The organism is Mycobacterium sp. MFM001 (assembly GCF_003402475.1).
Taxonomy (GTDB): Bacteria; Actinomycetota; Actinomycetes; order Mycobacteriales; family Mycobacteriaceae; genus Mycobacterium.
This window is the reverse complement of the sequence record NZ_BFAB01000004.1, coordinates 64909-84860: the sequence shown is the minus strand read 5'-3', so window position 1 is coordinate 84860 and position 19952 is coordinate 64909. Positions and strand designations below refer to the sequence as shown.

At 66.6% G+C, this 19952-nt stretch carries 22 protein-coding genes and 1 pseudogene; 10 read left to right on the top strand and 13 right to left on the bottom strand.

What is annotated here, in order from left to right; translation table 11 throughout:
- Positions 1-2: 2 nt before the first annotated feature.
- A complete protein-coding gene (locus MFM001_RS08485) occupies positions 3-1355 on the bottom strand; it encodes a hypothetical protein (protein WP_116375068.1) in 1353 nt (450 codons plus the stop codon).
- Positions 1356-1530: 175 nt separating this feature from the next.
- On the opposite strand from MFM001_RS08485, the gene MFM001_RS08480 reads away from it, so the two are divergent.
- Both MFM001_RS08480 and MFM001_RS08475 read left to right on the top strand, forming a co-directional pair.
- Positions 1531-2151 carry a hypothetical protein gene (locus tag MFM001_RS08480; RefSeq protein WP_142760684.1) on the top strand — a complete coding sequence of 207 codons (621 nt, stop codon included), beginning with the start codon at positions 1531-1533 and terminating at the stop codon, positions 2149-2151.
- Between the two features lie 221 nt (positions 2152-2372).
- A complete protein-coding gene (locus tag MFM001_RS08475) occupies positions 2373-2858 on the top strand; it encodes a hypothetical protein (RefSeq protein WP_116374830.1) in 486 nt (161 codons plus the stop codon).
- A gap of 97 nt (positions 2859-2955) precedes the next feature.
- On the opposite strand, the pseudogene MFM001_RS08470 reads toward MFM001_RS08475, so the two are convergent.
- From MFM001_RS08470 to MFM001_RS08425, 10 genes and pseudogenes are all read right to left on the bottom strand, one after another.
- A pseudogene (locus MFM001_RS08470) lies at positions 2956-3235 on the bottom strand (YbaB/EbfC family nucleoid-associated protein).
- A gap of 45 nt (positions 3236-3280) precedes the next feature.
- Complete coding sequence (menE, locus tag MFM001_RS08465) at positions 3281-4363, bottom strand: o-succinylbenzoate--CoA ligase (protein ID WP_238159034.1); 1083 nt, start codon at positions 4361-4363, stop codon at positions 3281-3283.
- Between the two features lie 50 nt (positions 4364-4413).
- On the bottom strand, positions 4414-4716 hold the full coding sequence (locus tag MFM001_RS08460; protein ID WP_116374828.1) for a DUF3349 domain-containing protein: 303 nt from the start codon (positions 4714-4716) through the stop codon (positions 4414-4416).
- Between the two features lie 60 nt (positions 4717-4776).
- Complete coding sequence (locus tag MFM001_RS08455) at positions 4777-5061, bottom strand: hypothetical protein (protein ID WP_116374827.1); 285 nt, start codon at positions 5059-5061, stop codon at positions 4777-4779.
- On the bottom strand, positions 5058-6278 hold the full coding sequence (locus MFM001_RS08450; protein WP_116374826.1) for an inorganic phosphate transporter: 1221 nt from the start codon (positions 6276-6278) through the stop codon (positions 5058-5060). Before MFM001_RS08450 ends, MFM001_RS08455 begins: the two co-directional genes overlap by 4 nt.
- A 96-nt stretch (positions 6279-6374) precedes the next feature.
- Complete coding sequence (locus MFM001_RS08445) at positions 6375-6782, bottom strand: VOC family protein (protein WP_116374825.1); 408 nt, start codon at positions 6780-6782, stop codon at positions 6375-6377.
- Between the two features lie 13 nt (positions 6783-6795).
- Complete coding sequence (locus MFM001_RS08440) at positions 6796-7680, bottom strand: SDR family oxidoreductase (protein WP_116374824.1); 885 nt, start codon at positions 7678-7680, stop codon at positions 6796-6798.
- Between the two features lie 96 nt (positions 7681-7776).
- Positions 7777-8679, bottom strand: coding sequence for a 1,4-dihydroxy-2-naphthoyl-CoA synthase (locus MFM001_RS08435; RefSeq protein ID WP_116374823.1), 903 nt, complete (start codon positions 8677-8679; stop codon positions 7777-7779).
- A gap of 2 nt (positions 8680-8681) precedes the next feature.
- A complete protein-coding gene (locus MFM001_RS08430) occupies positions 8682-9137 on the bottom strand; it encodes a nitroreductase family deazaflavin-dependent oxidoreductase (RefSeq protein ID WP_116374822.1) in 456 nt (151 codons plus the stop codon).
- 11 nt (positions 9138-9148) lie between these two features.
- Positions 9149-10051 (bottom strand): aldo/keto reductase, encoded by a 903-nt coding sequence (locus tag MFM001_RS08425; protein WP_116374821.1) that lies wholly within the window; start codon positions 10049-10051, stop codon positions 9149-9151.
- 77 nt (positions 10052-10128) lie between these two features.
- Here MFM001_RS08425 and MFM001_RS08420 point away from each other — a divergent pair, with 77 nt between their 5' ends.
- Positions 10129-10671: a TetR/AcrR family transcriptional regulator gene (locus MFM001_RS08420; RefSeq protein WP_192886889.1), complete on the top strand. Its 543-nt coding sequence runs from the start codon at positions 10129-10131 to the stop codon at positions 10669-10671.
- Between the two features lie 76 nt (positions 10672-10747).
- On the opposite strand, the gene fadD8 is transcribed toward MFM001_RS08420, so the two are convergent.
- Together fadD8 and MFM001_RS08410 are read right to left on the bottom strand one after the other, a co-directional pair.
- On the bottom strand, positions 10748-12349 hold the full coding sequence (fadD8, locus tag MFM001_RS08415; RefSeq protein WP_116374819.1) for a fatty-acid--CoA ligase FadD8: 1602 nt from the start codon (positions 12347-12349) through the stop codon (positions 10748-10750).
- Between the two features lie 54 nt (positions 12350-12403).
- On the bottom strand, positions 12404-12811 hold the full coding sequence (locus tag MFM001_RS08410; protein WP_116374818.1) for a YciI family protein: 408 nt from the start codon (positions 12809-12811) through the stop codon (positions 12404-12406).
- 78 nt (positions 12812-12889) lie between these two features.
- On the opposite strand from MFM001_RS08410, the gene MFM001_RS08405 reads away from it, so the two are divergent.
- From MFM001_RS08405 to MFM001_RS08375, 7 genes are all read left to right on the top strand, one after another.
- Positions 12890-14494: an amidohydrolase gene (locus tag MFM001_RS08405; protein ID WP_116374817.1), complete on the top strand. Its 1605-nt coding sequence runs from the start codon at positions 12890-12892 to the stop codon at positions 14492-14494.
- Positions 14491-15441, top strand: coding sequence for an o-succinylbenzoate synthase (locus MFM001_RS08400; protein WP_116374816.1), 951 nt, complete (start codon positions 14491-14493; stop codon positions 15439-15441). Before MFM001_RS08405 ends, MFM001_RS08400 begins: the two co-directional genes overlap by 4 nt.
- Before the next feature lie 46 nt (positions 15442-15487).
- On the top strand, positions 15488-16633 hold the full coding sequence (locus tag MFM001_RS08395; protein WP_116374815.1) for an LLM class flavin-dependent oxidoreductase: 1146 nt from the start codon (positions 15488-15490) through the stop codon (positions 16631-16633).
- A gap of 68 nt (positions 16634-16701) precedes the next feature.
- Positions 16702-17664 carry a GlxA family transcriptional regulator gene (locus MFM001_RS08390; RefSeq protein ID WP_116374814.1) on the top strand — a complete coding sequence of 321 codons (963 nt, stop codon included), beginning with the start codon at positions 16702-16704 and terminating at the stop codon, positions 17662-17664.
- A gap of 10 nt (positions 17665-17674) precedes the next feature.
- Positions 17675-18409, top strand: a complete 735-nt coding sequence (locus tag MFM001_RS08385; RefSeq protein WP_116374813.1) for a DJ-1/PfpI family protein — start codon at positions 17675-17677, stop codon at positions 18407-18409.
- Positions 18410-18413: 4 nt separating this feature from the next.
- Positions 18414-19118: a sensor domain-containing protein gene (locus MFM001_RS08380; protein WP_116374812.1), complete on the top strand. Its 705-nt coding sequence runs from the start codon at positions 18414-18416 to the stop codon at positions 19116-19118.
- Between the two features lie 34 nt (positions 19119-19152).
- Positions 19153-19941 (top strand): alpha/beta fold hydrolase, encoded by a 789-nt coding sequence (locus MFM001_RS08375; RefSeq protein ID WP_116374811.1) that lies wholly within the window; start codon positions 19153-19155, stop codon positions 19939-19941.
- Positions 19942-19952 lie beyond the last annotated feature (11 nt).

The following is a 19952-nucleotide window of genomic DNA, read 5'->3' as shown; positions in this document are numbered from 1 at the left end:
CCCTACCAGTTCGTGTAGATCAGGCTGTTCACCAGCAGCGCGCCAATAACATTGAGCGCCAACCAAAACCGATGTGACTGTGGCGGAAGCAGCGCAGGAGCCGCGGTCAGCCAGATGGTGAACGGCAACCAGATCCGTTCCGTCTCCGCCTTACTGAGCATGCTCAGGTCGGCGCAGACGATCGCTATCAGTACCGCCAGCATCAGCAGATGAATGCCGGATCGTCGGCGGATCGCAGCCGCGTCGAATACCCGACCCAGGCCGGCGATGCTACCCAAGCCTGTCGCGCATGCCGCGGCCGCCAGATTGGCCCAGCTCCAGTACTCGAACGGTCGATCGCTCGCGAGGCCCTGCCAATAGCGTTGCTGGACAAGGGTGTAGCCATCGAACCACCAGAAGCCTGCGGCGGCGAATACCAGGACCACCGCGACGGCCGCTATCACGGCCGGTCCGAGGGCGCGCAGCGCGGGTCGCCAATCTCTCGCGCACACCAGGACGGCCAACGCCGGTAGCGCCATCAACGTCAGCCCATAGTTGAGGAAGAGGGCCCAACCGAGCAGCAGACCCGACGCAACCGCCACCAGGCGGGGGCGTCGCACCTCGCTGTGTACCGCCACCGCCAGTAGCGCGATGCCCCAGGCCGCCACCCCGGCGAAGTATCCGTCCGCCGAGACAGCGATCCAGATCGCCGTCGGCGCCACCGCGACGAATGGCGCGGCCCGACGGGCGGTCGTCTCGTCGGCCACCGCCCGCAGCGCGATCAAGATCGCCGCTGCCGCGCTGGAGCCAACCAACAGACACAGTAGGCCGGCCCAGGCGCCGCCGCTCAAGCCGAGGCGGTCCATCCAGACGAATGTCAGCAGTGCGCCAGGCGGGTGGCCCGACACATGGGTGGTCCACGAGTGTGGTTGGAAATCAAGGATGCGGCTTGAAAAAGTGCGCACCGTCCGCGGGATGTCGGTGATGCCCGGAACCTCGTGCAAATACTCGTCTTTGGTGGTCAGCCGACCGGCGAAGCCGCGTCGCCAGCCGTCGATCATCGCCAGCGAAAACGCCCACGCGCACGCGGTCGCCCAGGCCACCCAGGTCAGCAGTCGCCACCGCAGTCGCTGGGCGACTGCAGGCCCCCAGATCAGCGCGGCCAGCCCGATCAGAATCGCCGGGACGGTGCCCCACCCGACATGGGTCTCGAACCACCCGAACAGCGGCGCGGCGCCGGCATGCGAGCCGAAGCGATCGGGCGCCGAGTGACGCCGCGACATGATCCCCAAATGGGCCCGGGGCAACACGAATGCGGCCGCAACCAGGACGAACCCGACTGCAGCCGCGATTGCCTCCCTGCGACCGATCTTCACCACCGGTCAGCCTATTGGTACGGCGCCGCACGACGGTCAGACGTTTGCACCGGTGAAGCTTCTTGACGACGCGCTGTGGGACGCTTGAGGGCATCTCCAACAGACGAGCAGGGGGGCGCCCATGCCGATTGACCCACCGGACTGGTCCGGCGCTGACCGAGGCAACCCGCCACTGATGCCGCCGCCCGCTTACCAGCCAAGATTTGATGCGCAGCCCGGATACGGTTGGCATTCACCGGTCGTGCCCCCGCCGGGTGCCTACCCGCCGTATGCGCCGGTCGGTAAGCGCGCACCAAGAAAGTACTGGTACGCCATTGGTACGGCGCTGATCGTGCTGGGCGTTGTGTTCGGCGTCGGCGCGGGCGTCAAGTTCCTCGACATCATGGGCAAGCAGCCCCCCAGCGAGCACACCTTCGGCAGCGGCGAATCCACCACCCTGCACATGAATGCGGGCGGCACAAACGTGGTTTTCATCGCGAACGCCGACACCGGCGCGCGGCACCGAGTCCATTGCGACGTAACGCCGGGAGTCGGCGTCGCGATGACGAACTACACCGGAGACATGACCGTGAATCAGTGGAAGGCATACTTCACGATCACCGCCAGCCGATCCGGCGATTACACGGTGAGCTGCACTGGATCTTCGTCTGACAAGTTCGGCGTCGGGGGCGATCTTCGTATGGGTGAGTTTGTCGGCGCCTTCCTCGCTGGTCTCGGTGGCCTAGCCCTAATGGCGGTCGGGGTTTTGACTTTGGTGTTGACTGCAGTCCTTCGTCGGCGGCGGGCACGACAATAGATGTGGTGGGGCGTACCTGCAGGCGGTCAGTAATTGCGGTCACGCCAGCCTATTGGCCAGTTGGCGGCGTAGAGAGTTGACCCCATTGGCGGCCGGAAATTGATGTCAAATTTGATGCACAGGTTGACAACAAGGCCACGAATTGAGTTGTCTCAGATCGAATGTCGGGTATCCGAGTAAGGGGAGATGGCCAACTCCCGTGCTGTGGTTGACTAGTTCGCATGGGATTTCGTGATCGTGTACGAGGCATCGCCAGGCCCAATCCTGACTTCTCGCCGGTCGACCCAGAAGAACTTCGTCTGCGGCTGCTGCGGCTGAACCAACCCGCGGAACCCTGGCTGGTGCGCGACGGTGCCGCCGAGAAAGTCGACTTGGTGGTGGAGTGGAAGACCAGCGATCCGAACTGGAAGGACCTCTTAAGCGAGGTAGGCGTCAATGACACCTTCTCGACCCGGCTGCGGTTCCATGCTCGGGCCCACGAAGTTCGGTCGACGGATCGCTGTTTCGCTGGGGATTGGTACTCGGACGAGAATGGGGGCCGCTACTACCGTGAAAGCTGGCAAAACGGTCAGTTGCACGATGTGGCCGAGCGCACGGTGAACGGTCAGAGATACCGCTTCGACTCGAAGGATTTCAAAAACATCTTGAAGCAGGCCATCACTGATGCTGGCTGGAGTTACCGGGCCGTGGTCATGCGCAAGCTATGACCACCCAATGGAAGTCATCGTTCAGCGCGAAAGTTCCCTTCCGTAAGGGCTATTGCCAGTCATTGACTCCTTCGGTAATCAGGTCGTCGAGACGTTCTTAATCGACCATAATCGATTCGGTCGCAGCGTTGTTGGCGTTGCGAACTGCTTCGTTGAGCCGTTGCTCAACTGTCTCCGCCTCCAACCGCAAGAGGCCATCGCTGATGAAGACACTGAGTAGCTGATGGTGGCCGTTCAGGGTCACTTCAACGGACTTGTATTCGTCAGTGCCCGTGAAGGTCGTGCTGCGCATCTTGTAGCTGGTCGTCCATTATCTGAATCAGCGACTGCGCGTCCTTCAGTGCCGCGGCCACCTCCGGATGCATCTCGTGCACCATGTCAGGCATCCTCGATGCAGGCCATCGGACCGGGCGGTGTTGCCGTTAGCCACCGAACTCCCGCGCCAAGGCTTGCCGGTCCACTTTGCCAATGCCGCGCATCGGCAGCGCGTCGACGATGTGCAGTTCGCGCGGTGCCGCCGTGACCTCCAGCGTGTCCGCGACATGCGCACGCAAGTCGTCCAAAGTCGGTGCAGCGCAGCCCTGAACAACTACCACAGCCGCGACTACCCGCTGACCTAACCGGTCGTCGGCGACTCCGAACACCGCACACTCGGCCACCGCGGGATGCATGCGCAGTGCAGCCTCCACCGGCTGCGGCAACACTGTCAACCCGCCGGTGCTGATCGCCTCATCGGCTCGACCCAACACGGTGAGTACACCCGAATCATCAAGAACACCAATGTCTTCGGTCCGAAACCAGCCGGGCTCCGCAAACGGATCGGGATCGACGGGATTGCGGTAGCCCTTCGCCAACGTCGCGCCGCCGATCACGATGCGCCCGTCCGCGTCCACCCGCACCTGAACCCCGGTCAAAGGCACACCGTCGTAGACGCAGCCGCCCGCTGTCTCGCTCATCCCGTAGGTGCGCACCACGGTAACGCCAGCCCCGGCAGCAGCATCCAGCACAGGACGCGGCGCCGGCCCCCCGCCGATCAACACGGCCTCCAAGGAGGCCAGCGCCGCGGCGGCAGCCGGGTCGGTCAGTGCCTTGGCCAACTGGGCAGCCACCAACGACGCATATCGTCGTCCCGAACCCAAACGCCCTACGGCAGAAGGTAACTCACTGACATCAAAGCCCGACGAGACGTCCAACTCCACCGGCACCGTCCCCGCCACCACACTGCGTACCAACACCTGTACACCCGCGATGTGATACGGCGGCAACGCCAACAGCCAACGGCCCGGCCCGCCCAAACGGTCGTGGGTGGCCGATGCGCTCGCCCGAAGCGCGTCAGCCGTCAACATCGCACCCTTGGGTGGTCCCGTGGTACCCGATGTCGTCGCCACGACCGCGACGTCGTCGTCAATCGCCTCACCAATCCGCAACGGCGGCAGCGCCGACGAGACCGGCACGGGCACTAACGCCGAATCACGGCCGGACAGAACACCTTCCAGTGCGGGCATCAGTGTGCGCACCGCAGCGCCCGGCGGGATGGCAAGTGCGCGCAGGACGGCTATTCGCGTTCCTCACCCTCGCGGACGTCGTCCAACGGCCAGCCTTTGGCGGCCAAGCGGGCCCGCACTCGCTCGACGTCTTCCGGGGCGGGCAGCTCATCGGTGAACTGCGTGATCACCACCCCGATGTCGATCTGGTCGAACTCGCCGCGCTGCATCAATTCGCGCGCCACCGATTTGACCTCGTCGTTGGTCAGCCGCCGGGACAACAGCGCAAGCAGCGGAATGTAATCGGTTTGTGGAACCCCGTCGGGATATCCTGCGCGCAACCACGCGACAATCGAGTTGAGAAATCGGTTCACACTGCGTCAACTTCCCGGCTTGGGCCTCCGTCACGCATCAAGTAGCCAACAGCGTCGATGCTACGTGGATCTGGCGCCGAGGATGAACCAGCCAGTGTGGTAGGCGATGAAGTCACGAGCGATGAACAGCACGCCGAGCACCACCGCGCCCAGCACCAGCGCGAAGATCGCCCAACTGAGCGCGGTCAGCGCCGGGCGCTTTCGGGTGACCGCGTCTCCATTGATGCCGGCACCGGCGGCGCCCAGCCGCACCCCGAGCGCAAACAGCGCCGGCAGTGCGGCGCCGACCAGTAGGCCGAAGACCAGAATCTTCAGCGTGGCAGCGTAGTTGAACCAGGTGGTCATGAAGCGTGAACGCTGGGCGCCCGGACGGCTTCGGTTGTCGGAACCCGTCCGTTGACGTGCGGGACGTGTCCGTTAGTCGAACCCAACCCGGCAGTCAGGTTGCCGGCCCATTCGTTGTTGACGTTCGTGTGATCGATGCGCACCTTGCGCGACTGCAGCCAAATCGCCAGCGCCGCTGCGGATAGCAGCGTGAAACCGACGATCACGCCGAGGTATCCGCCGATGCTGTGCACCAGCAGGTAGGTGAGGGCGCCGACGATGCCGGCCGACGGCAGCGTCACCGCCCACGCGGTCGCCATCCGGCCGGCCACGCCCCAGCGCACTTCCGCGCCGGGTTTGCCCACCCCGCTGCCCAGCACGGACCCGGTCACCACCTGGGTGGTCGACAGTGCATAGCCGAAGTGGGCGGACAACAAGATGATTGCCGCAGAGGATGATTCGGCCGACATGCCCTGGGGCGGCTTGACCTCGACCAGCCCCTTGCCCAGGGTGCGGATGATCCGCCAACCGCCGAAGTAGGTTCCGGCCGCCATCGCCACCGCGCAGCACACGATCACCCACAGCGGCGGCATGGTCGCCGTCCGGCTGACCGCGCCGTAGGACATCAACGCCAGAAAGATGACGCCCATCGTCTTCTGCGCGTCGTTGGTGCCGTGGGCCAGCGAAACCAGTCCCGCCGAGAAGATCTGGCCGCGGCGGAAGCTTTGGTCGGTGCGCTTTTCCGGAACGCCGCGGGTGAGGCGGTACACCAGCCAGGTGCCGACCGCTCCGACCGCGGTGGCCAGCCCCGCGGCCGCCACCGCCGGGATCACCACGCGTGACACCACGCCGGTCCAGATCACCCCGTGGCCGCCGACCGCGGCGATCATCGCGCCGACGATGCCGCCGATCAGGGCGTGCGACGAGCTCGACGGGATGCCGAGCAGCCAGGTCAGCAGATTCCACACGATCCCGCCGACCAGACCGGCAAACACCAGTTCCAGCGTCACCAGTTGAGCGTCCACCAGACCCTTGGCGATCGTCGCCGCGACGGCGGTGGACAGGAAGGCCCCGACCAGGTTCAGCACCGCGGACAGAGTCACCGCGGCTTTCGGGGAGAGCGCGCCGCTGGCAATCGAGGTGGCCATGGCGTTGCCGGTGTCGTGGAACCCGTTCGTGAAGTCGAACGCGAGTGCCGTGATCACGACGATGATCAGGAGGAACAACTCAAGGTTCACGGCGCCAATTCTCGTGGTAGGGGCGATCGATTGTCGAACAGACACGGATGAGAAACGCCGGTGTATCTCCACTCGTCGCCTGATGTTACCTTCCGGTTAACCTTCGGCATGGCGCCGTTCACCTCGGGTATCGCGACGCAGCGGATGGTCCGGCGGTATCTGCACGAAGATCAGAGTCACCCCGTCGGGATCGGTGACGTGCATCTCATGCAGTCCCCAGGGTTCGCGGCGGGCCTCCCGGGTGATCGGCACGCCGCGGCCCTCCAGTTCGGCCTGGGTGGCGCGGACGTCGCGCACCTGCAGCCACAGTGCTCCCGGAAACGGGCCGGCGGGATGCTCCGGCGCGCCGTGGCCTGCCAGTTCGATCAGCGACTGACCGGCGTAAAACACTGTGCCGGCACCGTATTCGCGGGCGATGGCCAGCCCGATCTGGTCCCGGTAGAAGGACAGCGACTGCTGATAGTCCGCCGGCCGGAACAGCGTCCGACTGGCCAGGATTTCCATGTGGTCGTGTCTATCACGAGGGCGGCTGAATGCGCTGACGCTTCATCAGTGCGGTCGCCCAGCCAGGGCCGACGGTGTCCAGGGCCTTGGCGGCGACCGCCATACGCGGGGCGATCCGCACCGGCCGCGTCCGTGCGGCGGTGATCATCCAGTCGGCGGCCTCGCGCGGCGTCAGTGCCGGCATGCCCTCGTAGGCCTTGGTCGGCGCAATCATCGGGGTGGCCACCAGCGGGTAGTACAGGGTGGTCGAGTGCACACCCTTTGTGCCCCATTCGGTTTCGATCACCCGGCTGACCGCCGACAGCGCGGCCTTCGACGCGTTGTACACCGAGAACAGCGGTGACGCCTCGCTGAACACGCCCCAGGTCGCGACGTTGATGATGTGGCCGTCGCCGCGCTCGAGCATCCCGGGCGCGATGCCGCGGATCAGCCGCAGCGGCGAGTAGTAGTTGAGCACCATCGTCCGCTCGACGTCATGCCAGCGTTCCAGCGACTCGGCCAGCGGCCGGCGGATCGAGCGCCCGGCGTTGTTGATCAGGATGTCCACTCCGCCGAGCCGCTGTTCGACGTCGGCGACCAGGGCGTCGACGGCGTCCATGTCGGACAGGTCGCAGGGGATGGCCAGCGCGGTGCCGCCCTGGGCTTGGATGCGGTCCACCACGGCGTTGAGCAGGTCTTCCCGGCGCGCGACGGCGACGACGGTGGCCCCGCGCCGGGCAAACTTTTCCGCGGCGCTCTCGCCGATGCCCGACGACGCGCCGGTCAGCAGGATCCGCTTGCCGTCGAGGTCGACGGGTTTGGCCGACGGGTCGTAGAGCCGCAGCTGCGGCGCGATGGGTGGCCGCATCCCGGCCAGCGCGACGGCCTCGGATAGCCGTCGAAGCGGACTTTTACTCACGTCCGGAGTCTAGGGGGCGCACTCCATGCGCCGAGCGTCACGCTGGCGTGACGCCTGCAGGCCGCAGCCGCGCTAGCGTGACGCTCGGCAGCGTCGTCAGAAATACCGCGGGAATCGGCTCCAATCGGGCGGCCTCTTTTCCAGGAACGCGTCGCGGCCTTCGACGGCCTCGTCGGTCATGTACGCCAGCCGGGTGGCCTCGCCGGCGAACAGCTGCTGGCCCACCAGGCCGTCGTCGAGCAGGTTGAACGCATACTTCAACATCCGTTGCGCCTGAGGCGATTTCGCGTTGATCTCGGTGGCCCACTGCACACCTGTGGATTCCAGCTCGGCGTGGTCGACGACGGCGTTGACCGCGCCCATCGCATGCATCTGCTCGGCGGTGTACTCACGGCCCAGGAAGAAGATCTCGCGGGCGAACTTCTGGCCCACCTGCCGCGCCAGGTACGCGCTGCCGTAGCCGCCGTCGAAGCTGCCGACGTCGGCGTCGGTCTGCTTGAACCGGGCGTGCTGGCGGCTGGCCAGGGTGAGGTCGCAGACCACGTGCAGGCTGTGCCCGCCGCCGGCCGCCCACCCGGACACCAGGCAGATGACGACCTTGGGCATGAACCGGATCAGCCGCTGCACCTCGAGGATGTGCAGCCGCCCGGCGCGGGCCGCGTCGACGGTGTCGGCGGTCTCCCCGGAGGCGTATTGGTAGCCGCTGCGGCCGCGGATCCGCTGATCGCCGCCGGAGCAGAACGCCCAGCCGCCGTCTTTGGGGGAGGGGCCATTGCCGGTCAGCAACACCACGCCGACGTCGGGGGACATCCGGGCATGATCCAGCGCGCGGTAGAGCTCGTCGACGGTGTGCGGGCGAAATGCGTTGCGCACCTCGGGCCGGTTGAACGCAACCCGAACGGTGGCGTCGGTGACGTGGCGGTGGTAGGTGATATCGGTCAGTTCGGCGAACCCGTCCACCGGCCGCCAGATGTCGGCATTAAAAGGGTTGTCGCTCAATGCTATTCGGCTCCCTCTAGGCGAAACACCGGGCATAGTCCGGCCAGCGCCTCGAATTCCTCCGGCCGGCCGTCGGTGACCAGCCCGGAGCGTTTCATGAAGCCGACACCGGTCGGCACCTGTATCGGCCACTGCCGCAATAAAGGCCGCGCCTCTTCGGCGGGGAGCTCGACAATCCGCACGCGCTCAGACCGACGTCCCCTGGCCACCGTTGCCTCCGCTGCGGCGCGAACGTTCGCCACCCAATCCGCGCCGGGAAATCCGCCGACGATGTACTCCTTGCCGTCGACGGTCATCGGGGTGACCGGTGTAGAGCGTGGTTTGCCGGATTTGCGTCCGGGCACCGTCAACACCACCGGGCCCTCGCCGCCGAAACGCATACCCAGCCGCGACATCCGGATGAATACCTTGTTCATCGGCTTGAGCCACCACGGCGGCTTGACCGGTGCACTGCCCATAGGCAGCGACGTTACCTGTGGACGGGCTGCGGTGGACTGACGGCGTCCAGACGCGCGACGGCGTCGGCGGCCAGCCGGATGGCGCCGGCGCCGAGGTTCTCCTCGAGATGCCGGATCGACCGTGTTCCCGGAATCAGCAACGTGTTCGGCGCATGAGCCAGCAGCCACGCCAAGCCAACCTGGGCACCGGTGACGCCGAGCTCGCCGGCGATCTCGGCGACCGCCGCGTCGTCGGCGACCTTCGGGTAGCCCGGGAGCGCCGAGCCGAGCGGGAAGTACGGCACCCAGGCGATGCCCTCGGCGACGCACAAGTCGAGGGTGGCCTCTTGGGAACGCTCCAGCAGGCTGTAGGGGTTCTGCACACACACGATCCCCGCGGGCAGCGCTTGCCGCACCACGTCCACCGGCACGGCGCTGATACCGATAGCGCCGATCTTGCCTTCGTCGCGCAGCGCGATCATCTCGGCGAGTTGGTCGTCCACGTCGACGATTTGGTCGCCCTCGGCCGCCAATCCTGGCCCGAGGTCGAGCCGTCGCAGATTGACCACCGGGATGCACTCGAGACCGAGTTGGCGCAGATCGTCCTCGACCGCTGCGCGCAGCTCAGCCGGCTTCTGTGCGGGGGCCAGCGGCACCGGCTTGTCGCCGGTGTAGCGCGCACCGACCTTGCTGACGATGACGAGGTCTTCGGGGTAAGGCGCCAGCGCCGCGCGGATGCGCCGGTTCACTTCGCCGGGCCCGTAGAACGAGGCGGTGTCGATGTGGTTGACGCCGAGTTCGACGGCGCGACGCAGGACAGAGGCCGCGTCGTCGACGGACACGGACTCGAACAATTGCATCGCGCCGTAGCCGACGCGGGCGACCGGCCGTCCGCCGATCGTGCCGATACCACCGGGGTGCGGTTGATCTGTCATGGTGCTCCCGTCACACTAGAGAAATGCGGAGGACCCTCCGCTTGGTTGAGCATAACAGAAACGGAGGACCCTCCGCTTTGGTAGGAAGGTCGGACGCGCGCCGCAATCGGGAGCGGCTGCTGGCGGCAGCCACCGCCGCGTTCACCGCCGCGAATGGGGGAGCGGTATCGCTGGAGTCGATCGCGCGCGACGCCGGCGTCGGGATCGGCACGCTTTATCGCCACTTCCCTAACCGCGAAGCCCTCGTCGAGGCGATCTACCGTGCCGAACTTGCCGAAGTGGCGGCGACGGCCGAACAACTGCTCAAGCAGCGGCCGGCCAAGACTGCACTGCGACGCTGGATGGACCGCTACGCCACCTTCGTGGCGGCCAAACGTGGCATGGCCGAGTCCTTGCACGCGATCTTCGACTCTGGCGCCATGCAGCGCAGCCAGACACGCGACAGCATCGTCGGCGCGGTCGACATGCTGTTACGGGCCGGGGCTCAGGACGGGAGCCTGCGCTCCGACGTGGCGGCCGACGATGTAGTGGCCAGCCTGATCGGTATTTTCTTGGCCAGCGGTTCGCGGGAGCAGACGGGCCGCATGCTCGACCTGCTGGTCGCGGGCGTCTCGCGTTGAACCCGACCCGCCGAGCGTGCGGCCCGCCGCACGTTCGGCCTCGAGTGTGCGGCTCGCCGCACGCTGGGCAAAACGTCTAGCCGACCGCGCGGCCCGCGCCCTCCCAGAACTGCGCGCGCACCGCCTTCTTGTCCGGCTTGCCCAGCCCGGTCACGGGCAGCGAGTCGGCGACCACCACCCGCTTGGGCGCCTGCACTGACCCCTTACGGTCTTTGACCGCGGCCTGGATCTCGGCGGTCATCGCCTCGATCGCAGCGTCGTCGCGCGGCGCGTCGGAGCGCAACACCACCACGGCGGTGACGGCCTCGCCCCACTTCTCGTCCGGCGCCCCGACCACGCACACCTGCGCGACGGCCGGATGCTCGGCGATCACGTCTTCCACTTCGCGCGGGAATACGTTGAAGCCGCCGGTGACGATCATGTCCTTGACCCGGTCGACGATGTAATAGAAGCCATCGGAATCCTCGCGGGCCATGTCGCCGGTGTGCAGCCAGCCGTCGCGGAACGTTTCCGCGGTGGCGTCGGGCAGATTCCAATAGCCGCCTGCCAAAAGCGGTCCGCTGACGCAAATTTCACCGACTTCGCCCTGCGGAACCGGCTTGCCGTCGAGGTCCAGCAGCGCGACCCGCGCGAACAGAGTCGGGCGCCCACACGACGTCAGCCGCTTCTCGTCGTGATCCTTCTTCCCGAGGTAGGTGATGGCCATCGGCGCCTCGGACTGCCCGTAGTTCTGCGCGAAGATCTGGCCGAACCGCCGGATCGCCTCGGCCAGCCGCACCGGGTTGATCGCCGACGCGCCGTAGTAGACCGTCTCCAGCGACGACAGGTCGCGGGTATGCGAATCCGGGTGGTCCATCAGCGCATAGAGCATCGACGGCACCACGAACGTCGCCGTAATCCGCTTCTCCTCAATAGTTTTCAGAACCTCAGCCGGGTCGAATTTGGGCAGCACGTACATTTCGCCGCCCTTGACCAACGTCGGCAGGAAATACGCGGCGCCGGCATGCGACAGCGGAGTGATCATCAAAAACCGCGGCTGCTCCGGCCATTCCCATTCCGCCAGCTGGATCATCGTCATCGTTGAGATCGACTGGGCGGTGCCGATCACGCCTTTGGGCTTGCCCGTCGTGCCGCCGGTGTAGGTCAACCCGATGATCTGGTCCGGCGATAGATCGGCCGCCGTCAACGGCTGCGGCGCGTACTTGGCAGCCTCGGCCGACAGGTCGTGGCCGACATCCTTCAACGCATCGGGCACCGGGCCGATCGTCAGGATCTGTTTGAGCGACGGCACCTTGTCCAACAGCCCCAGCGCCCGCTCGACGAACATCGGGTTGGGGTCGATGATCAGCGAGCTGATCCCGGCGTCGGACAGCACATAGGCGTGGTCGTCGAGCGAACCCAGCGGATGCAGCGCGGTACGCCGATACCCCTGGGTCTGGCCGGCGCCGATGATCATCAGCACCTCGGGCCGGTTCAGCGACAGCAACCCGACGGCTGCACCGGTGCCGGCCCCGAGCGCTTCGAACGCCTGGATGTACTGGCTGATCCGGTCGGCCATCTGACCGCCGGTCAGCGTGGTGTCGCCGAGGAACAGCACCGGCTTGTCGCGGTGACGCTTCAAAGCGCCGACCAGAAGGTGACCGTTATGGGTGGGATTGCGCAGCAGCTCGTCACTCATGCGCTCAAGACTAGAACGTGTTACAGAAATAGCCGAGCCCCTCCCGAAAATCGGCTATTTTGCCAGCTCAGCGCGCCACTGGATTTCCTTCTGGACGTACTCGTTATCCTGCGGAAAGTCCTCGATCTCCTGGATGCGACGGACCTCGAGCGTCACGCCCGGCCCCAGCGGGCAGCGGGTCGCCCAGTCGACAGCTTCCTCGCGGGACGCCACGCCAATGATCCAGAACCCGTTGAACAGCTCACCGGCATACGGATCGTCCGAGACGCTCGGCGGCGTCGAGCTGAAGTCGACGACGAAGCCTTCCTCCTGCCCGGCCAGCCCCTCGCCGGCCAGCAGCACCCCGGCCTCGATGAGTGACTCGTTGTAGCGGCCCATCGCGGTGAGGATCTCGTCGAACGGGACGTCCTTGGCGGCTTCCTGTGCCTCGGGGGTGGATCGCATGATCATCATGTAGCGCATTGCTAATTCCTTTCGTCTCGTCTACATCGACTCCCGGAAGCGTCTTTTCTCATCGCAGAGGGTCATTAGGATTCGCAGATGGCCGACGCTGACCTCGTGATCACCGGCACCGTGCTGACCGTCGACGACGCGCGCCCCACCGCCGAGGCGCTTGCCGTTGCCGACGGGCGGATCGTCGCTGTCGGCACCCGCTCTGACGTCGGCATGTTCATCGGCCCCAACACTCAGACCCTCGATATCGGCGACGGCTGTGTGATGCCGGGATTCGTTGAGGCACATGGTCATCCGCTGATGGAGGCGGTCGCGCTATCGGACCGGATCGTTGACATCCGCCCCGTCACCATGCGCGACGCCGACGACGTCGTCGCCGCCATCCGCCGCGAAGCCGCGAAACGCGGGTCCGACGGCGCCTACCTCAACGGCTGGGATCCTCTGCTGCAGCAGGGACTTCCGGAGCCAACGCTGAGTTGGCTCGACGACATCGCGCCTGACGGCCCATTGGTCATCCTGCACAACTCCGGGCACAAGGCGTTTTTCAACTCGCACGCCGCCCGCAACGCCGGCCTGACCCGCGACACTCCCGACCCCAAGGGCGCCCGATACGGCCGCGACCCGGACGGCGAACTCGACGGCACCGCCGAGGAAACCGGCGCTGTGTTCCCGCTCGTCGGCCCGGCGATCCAGCCCGGCGACTATCCGGCCATGCTGCTCGCCGAGTGCGGCCGGCTCAACCGCGCCGGGCTCACCACCTGCTCGGAGATGGCCTTCGACCCGGCGTTCCGGCCACTGGTCGAGCAGCTGCGCGACGCGCTGACCGTGCGGCTGCGCACCTACGAAATCTCCAACCCGCAGATGCATACCGACGCCAAACCCGGCGACGGCGACGACATCCTGCGCCAGGTCGGCATCAAGATCTGGGTGGACGGGTCGCCGTGGATCGGCAACATCGATCTGTCGTTTCCGTATCTGGACACCGCCGCCACCCGCACCATCGGAGTCGAACCGGGATCCTGCGGGCACGCCAACTACACCCGCGAACAGCTCACCGAAATCGTCGACGCGTACTTCCCGCTGGGCTGGCCGATGGCTTGCCACGTGCAGGGCGACGCCGGCGTCGACACCATCCTCGACGTCTACGAACAAGCGCTGCAACGCAATCCGCGCGACGACCATCGGCTGCGGCTCGAACACGTCGGCGCCATCCGCCCCGACCAACTCCGACGAGCCGCCGAACTCGGCGTCACCTGCAGCATCTTCGTCGACCAGATCCACTACTGGGGCGACGTCATTGTCGACGGGCTGTTCGGGCCGGAACGCGGATCTCGTTGGATGCCAGCAGGTTCCGCGGTCGCGACGGGTATGCGCATTTCGCTGCACAACGATCCGCCGGTCACGCCGGAGGAGCCGCTGCGCAACATCAGCGTGGCCGTCACCAGGACCGCGCCCAGCGGTCGGGTGCTGGCGCCGGAGGAGCGGTTGACGGTCGAACAGGCCATCCGCGCGCAGACCATCGACGCCGCCTGGCAGCTGTTCGCCGACGACGTGATCGGCTCGCTGGAGGTCGGCAAGTACGCGGACCTGGTGGTGCTGTCGGCGGACCCGCGCACCGTGCCGCCCGAAGACATCGCCGACCTCGACGTGCGCGCAACCTTTTTGGCGGGCCGGCAGGTGTACGGCGAGTGACGCCGCCGCTCGACGACATCCTGGACCGGCTGCATGTCGTCGCGTTGCCGATGCGGGTTCGCTTCCGCGGCATCACCACCCGCGAGTTGGCGCTGATCGACGGCCCGGCCGGCTGGGGCGAATTCGGCGCCTTCCTGGAATACGACGACGCCGAGGCCGCGCACTGGCTGGCGTCCGGACTCGAATCCGCCTACCGCACACCACCATCCGCACGGCGTGACCGCATTCCCATCAACGCCACTGTGCCCGCCGTGCCCGCCGCGCAGGTGCCCGATGTGCTCCAGCGATTCCCCGGCGCCCGCGCCGCCAAAGTCAAAGTAGCCGAGCCCGGGCAATCGCTCGACGACGACGTCGCCCGCGTCGAGGCGGTGCGTGCGCTGGTTCCGACGGTGCGTGCCGACGCGAACGGCGGCTGGACGGTGACGCAGGCCGTCGAGGCCGCGCGAGCGCTCGGGCCGTTGGAGTACATCGAGCAGCCTTGCAAGACAGTCGAAGAGCTCGCCGAACTCAGGCGCCGCGTCGAGGTGCCGGTCGCCGCCGACGAAAGCATCCGCAAGGCGAGCGACCCGTTGAACGTTGTCCGCAAGAAAGCCGCCGACATCGCCGTCCTGAAAGTTGCTCCACTGGGCGGTATTTCGTCATTGCTGGAAATCGCGGAGCAGATCGACATCCCGGTGGTGATCTCCAGCGCGCTGGATTCGGCGGTCGGGATCGGGGCCGGACTCACCGCGGCGGCGGCACTGCCCGAGCTGAAACATGCCTGCGGGTTGGGCACCGGTGGGCTGTTTGTCGAGGATGTCGCCGACCCGACAACGCCGCACGACGGCTATCTCCCGGTCGCGCCACGGAAACCAGACCCCGCGCGGCTGCAAGCGCTGGCTGCGCCGCCCGAGCGACGGCAGTGGTGGATCGACCGGGTCAAGGCCTGCTACCGGCATTTGGGGTAGCCGGCTACTCTAGGCCGCCGCGTACCGCGGCATGACGCTGAGATCCATGACTGGATTTCGCGTGGGCATCATGGACCCGATCGTTGCCGCTCGCCCGGCGGCAGACACCTTCACCCGAGCCAGCTACCTCGGCGCGCTGGCCAGCCGGGTCGACTCGTTCTGGGTGCCCGACCATCTGAACGCGCTGTTCCCGCGGAGCCTGTGGCAGCCGAAGTACGCCGGCGTAGCCAAGATCATGCCGTCAGCGGATGCGTTCCTCGAACCATGGACCATGCTCGGGCATATCGCCGCCCGCAATCGCATCGGCCGCATGCGCCTGGGCGTCGGCGTGACGGACACCGGGCGGCGCAATCCGGCGGTCACCGCCCAGGCCGCCGCCACCGTGCATCTGCTCACCCGCGGCCGGGCCATTCTGGGGATCGGCACCGGCGAACGAGAAGGCAACGAGCCCTACGGCGTGGACTGGTCCAAGCCGGTCGCCCGGTTCGAAGAGGCGATGGCGACGATCCGGGCGTTGTGGGACTCGAATGGCCAACTGGTCAACCGGGATTCGCCGTACTTCCCGCTGCGCAATGCGCTCTTCGACCTCCCGCCCTATCGCGGCAAGTGGCCGGAGATCTGGGTCGCCGCACACGGGCCCCGCATGCTGCGCGCCGCCGGCCGTTACGCCGACGGCTATTTCCCCGGGTTCCCGCACACTCCCCAGGACTACGCAACGCGTCTGGACGCCGTGCGCACAGCCGCCTCCGACGCGGGCCGTGACCCGATGTCGATCATTCCGGCCGTGTGGCTGATCGTTATCACCGGCCGGAGCACGGCGGAGGTGGATGAGGCGCTCGAATCCGAAGTGCTCAAGGCGGGTGCGCTCAACGCATCCGACGAGTACTTCGCCCAACACGGCGCGCAGCATCCGCTGGGTATCGGGTTCGCCGGCGCACAGGATCTGCTGCCCCAGGACTGGGACGAGCAGACGGCGCTGTCGTACATCAAGGGGATACGACCGGACCTTCTGCGCGACGCGGGTCTCGTCGGCACACCCGACCAGGTCATCGATCGCGCCGCCGAATGGCGCGACCACGGTGTTCGGTATGTCGTTCTGGCGAACTTCAGCATGATGCAGCGCAGCCTGCGCAATGGCCTGGCCGCCACCGGGTCGTTCCTCAAGATCGTTCGAGGACTCAAGAAGCTCTAGCAGGCATGTCCTAATCTATGGGGTACGTGTCGTAGACGCCATCGCCTCGGTGCCCGAGACTGACAGCTATGACCCGCACTGTGATGTTTTTCAGCTTCTCCGGGATGCAGACGCTGGACCTGGTGGGGCCACTGGAGGTGTTCGCGACGGCGACGTGGGTCCTGGCGGCCAAAGGCAGCGACGGCTATGAGTCGGTGGTCGTGTCGGTCGATGGTCAACCCGCGACGACAAGTTCCGGACTGACGCTGGCGACCGCCGAACTGCCGGACCCCGGCCAACCGGTCGACACCGTCGTGCTGCCCGGTGGTAGGGGCGTACATGCCGCCCGCGCCGACACCCAGGTCGTCGATTGGATCCGAGCCGTCGCAACGCAGAGTCGGCGGATGGCCAGCGTGTGTACCGGCGCATTCCTGGCCGCGCAAGCCGGGCTGTTGGATGGCTGCATAGCGACCACGCACTGGGGGTCGGCCGACCAACTGGCAAGCGAATTCCCAAACGTCACAGTCGATCCTGAGCCGATCTTCCTGCGCAGCTCCGACAAGGTGTGGACCGCCGCGGGCGTCACCGCCGGCATCGACCTCGCGCTGTCGTTGGTCGAAGACGACCACGGCACCGACGTCGCGCAGACGGTGGCCCGCTGGCTGGTGCTGTACCTGCGCCGCCCCGGCGGCCAGACCCAGTTCGCGGCCCCGGTGTGGATGCCTCGCGCCAAACGCGAACCGATCCGCGACGTGCAGCACGTCATCGAATCCGAACCCGGCCAAGCACACAGCATCACCGACATGGCCCGCCGCGCCGGGATGAGCCCGCGGCATTTCACCCGGGTCTTCACCGACGAAGTCGGCGAGCCACCCGGCGCCTACGTCGAACGCATTCGCATCGACGCCGCGCGCCGTCAACTCGAAGAGACCGACGACACGGTGGTGGCGATCGCCGCCCGCTGCGGCTTCGGCACGTCGGAAACCATGCGGCGCAACTTCGTTCGAAGGATCGGCATCTCTCCCGACCAATACCGCAAGACCTTCGCCTAAAGGAGAACCCATGCAGATCGCCATCGTCTTGTATCCCGGCTTCACCGCACTGGATTTCATCGGGCCCTACGAGGTGTTGCGCTGGCTGCCGAAAGCCGAAGTCCGCTTCGTCTGGCACCAGCCGGGCCCGATCACCGCCGACTCCGGTGTGCTCGTCGTCGGCGCAACCCACTCTTTCGACGAAACGCCTTCTCCTGACCTGATTTTGGTGCCGGGCGGAATGACGTCCATCGAACACGCCCGCGACGAGAAGCTGCTGGACTGGGTGCGCCGGGCCCACGAGACGGCGACGTGGACGACGTCAGTGTGCTCCGGTTCGGTGATCCTAGCCGCCGCCGGGCTGCTGGACGGCAAGCGCGCCACGTCGCACTGGTTGGCGCTCAGCGTCCTGAAGACGTTGGGCGCCAACCCTGTTGGCGACGAGCGCATCGTCCAAGCTGGCGACATCGTCACCTGCGCCGGAGTGTCCGCGGGCATCGATCTGGGATTGTGGCTGGCCGGTCAGATCGGCGGCGAAAACCGCGCCAAAGCGATCCAACTGGGCATGGAGTACGACCCCCAGCCCCCGTTCGACTCCGGCCACATGTCGAAGGCGTCGGCGACGACGAAGGCGGCCGCGACCGCGCTGATGGCCCGCGACGTGGTGAAACCGGCTCAGCTCAAGGCCGCGACGTTGCTGGCGTGGGAGCAAACGCTGCGTACCGTGCGTTCCCGACGCGAAAGGTTCGCCCGCTCCGTAAGCTGACAGCGTGCTGCGACTCGGTATCAAAGCGGTCGGCGTCTGGGCAGTGAGCCTGAGTGTCGCCGGCTGCGTGTCCACCGTCGGCGGAACGGCCGTGCCCTCCGGCGGGCGGGGCCCCGGGACAACGCCGGCCAAACCCGCAGTGACCGCGGCGGATCTACCCAAACTGTTGGCCACCGTCGACGAAATCAAAGACATCATGAAGTCGCCGAACATCGGCACCCAGCAGACCTGGAACAAGCCGGACGACAGCGCCGACGCCAAGGTTGAACCCGTCGAGTGCACGAGCGCCGCGTTCGGCGGTGAGGCGTCGACGTATAACGGCACCGGCTTCACGGCGATTTACATTCTGCGGCAGGCAGATCCGGAGGGTCTGCCCGATGTCGACGAGGGAGTGGCGGCTTTCGACAACGCAGCGGCCGCAACGAACTTCGTGTCGAAAGAGGCCGCACAGTGGCGCCAATGTGCGGGCAAGCAGCTCGTCTGGATGTGGTCCGACGGCCGTTCCGTGCCGTGGACAGTCGGTGACCCGGCTGAATCCGGCGGTATGACCACCGTCCGCAACACTGCGATTCTCCAGCCGGATCTGGGCTTGGCGCGAGTGCTGGCCGCCAAGTCCAACGTCGTCATCGACCTCCAGGTCCTCGGGATGAACCTGAACGACGAAGCCACCGTGATCGCAAAGCGGATCCTGGACCGCATCCCGGGCTGAGGCGCGTCGCGTCGCGTCCCGTAGGTTCACACGGGTGATCAACCTTGCTTATGACGACCGCGGGACCGGTGAGCCCGTCGTTTTCATTTCCGGCAGCGGTGGTGCCGGACGCGGGTGGCATTTGCACCAGGTCCCCGCTTTCCTGGCGGCCGGATACCGGACCATCACGTTCGACAACCGCGGGATCGGCGCCACCGAGAACGCGTCCGGTTTCACGACGAAAACCATGGTCGCCGACACCGCAGCGCTGATCGAAGAGCGGGGTGCCGCGCCCGCGCGCGTCGTCGCCGCGTCGATGGGCGCGTTCATCGCGCAAGAGCTCATGGTCGCGCACCCGCATCTGGTCAGCAAAGCCGTGCTGATGGCAACTCGCGGCCGGTTGGACCGCGCCCGGCAGTTCTTCCACACCGCCGAGGCCGACCTAGCAGCTTCGGAAACCCGCCTGCCCGCCGCCTACGACGCGAAAGTCCGTCTGCTGGAAAGCTTTTCACCCAAGACCCTGAACGACGACGCCGCCGTCGCCGAGTGGATCGACATCTTCACCATGTGGCCGAACAAGATGACACCGGGGCTGCGCTGCCAGCTCGATGTCTCGCCGCAAAACAACCGGCTGCCCGCTTACCAGGCCATCACCGCGTCGGTGATGGTGATCGGATTCGCCGACGACCTGGTGACCCCGCCGCATCTGAGCCGTGAGGTCGCCGACGCCATACCCAACGGCCGCTACCTGCAGATCGCCGACGCCGGGCATCTCGGTTTCCTCGAGCGGCCGGACGCGGTGAACGCCGCGATCCTGCAGTTCTTCGCCGGCATGGCGGCCTGAGGCCACGCAAC

What these genes read in the sequence shown, in the direction of transcription:
- MFM001_RS08480 (WP_142760684.1), top strand. Translation starts at nt 1,531, where the DNA reads ATGCCGCCGCCCGCTTACCAGCCAAGATTTGATGCGCAGCCCGGATAC.
- MFM001_RS08475 (WP_116374830.1), top strand. Translation starts at nt 2,373, where the DNA reads ATGGGATTTCGTGATCGTGTACGAGGCATCGCCAGGCCCAATCCTGAC.
- menE (WP_238159034.1), bottom strand. Translation starts at nt 4,363, where the DNA reads ATGCCCGCACTGGAAGGTGTTCTGTCCGGCCGTGATTCGGCGTTAGTG.
- MFM001_RS08455 (WP_116374827.1), bottom strand. Translation starts at nt 5,061, where the DNA reads ATGACCACCTGGTTCAACTACGCTGCCACGCTGAAGATTCTGGTCTTC.
- MFM001_RS08445 (WP_116374825.1), bottom strand. Translation starts at nt 6,782, where the DNA reads ATGGAAATCCTGGCCAGTCGGACGCTGTTCCGGCCGGCGGACTATCAG.
- MFM001_RS08430 (WP_116374822.1), bottom strand. Translation starts at nt 9,137, where the DNA reads ATGGGCAGTGCACCGGTCAAGCCGCCGTGGTGGCTCAAGCCGATGAAC.
- MFM001_RS08425 (WP_116374821.1), bottom strand. Translation starts at nt 10,051, where the DNA reads ATGACAGATCAACCGCACCCCGGTGGTATCGGCACGATCGGCGGACGG.
- fadD8 (WP_116374819.1), bottom strand. Translation starts at nt 12,349, where the DNA reads ATGAGTGACGAGCTGCTGCGCAATCCCACCCATAACGGTCACCTTCTG.
- MFM001_RS08410 (WP_116374818.1), bottom strand. Translation starts at nt 12,811, where the DNA reads ATGCGCTACATGATGATCATGCGATCCACCCCCGAGGCACAGGAAGCC.
- MFM001_RS08405 (WP_116374817.1), top strand. Translation starts at nt 12,890, where the DNA reads ATGGCCGACGCTGACCTCGTGATCACCGGCACCGTGCTGACCGTCGAC.
- MFM001_RS08395 (WP_116374815.1), top strand. Translation starts at nt 15,488, where the DNA reads ATGACTGGATTTCGCGTGGGCATCATGGACCCGATCGTTGCCGCTCGC.
- MFM001_RS08390 (WP_116374814.1), top strand. Translation starts at nt 16,702, where the DNA reads ATGACCCGCACTGTGATGTTTTTCAGCTTCTCCGGGATGCAGACGCTG.
- MFM001_RS08385 (WP_116374813.1), top strand. Translation starts at nt 17,675, where the DNA reads ATGCAGATCGCCATCGTCTTGTATCCCGGCTTCACCGCACTGGATTTC.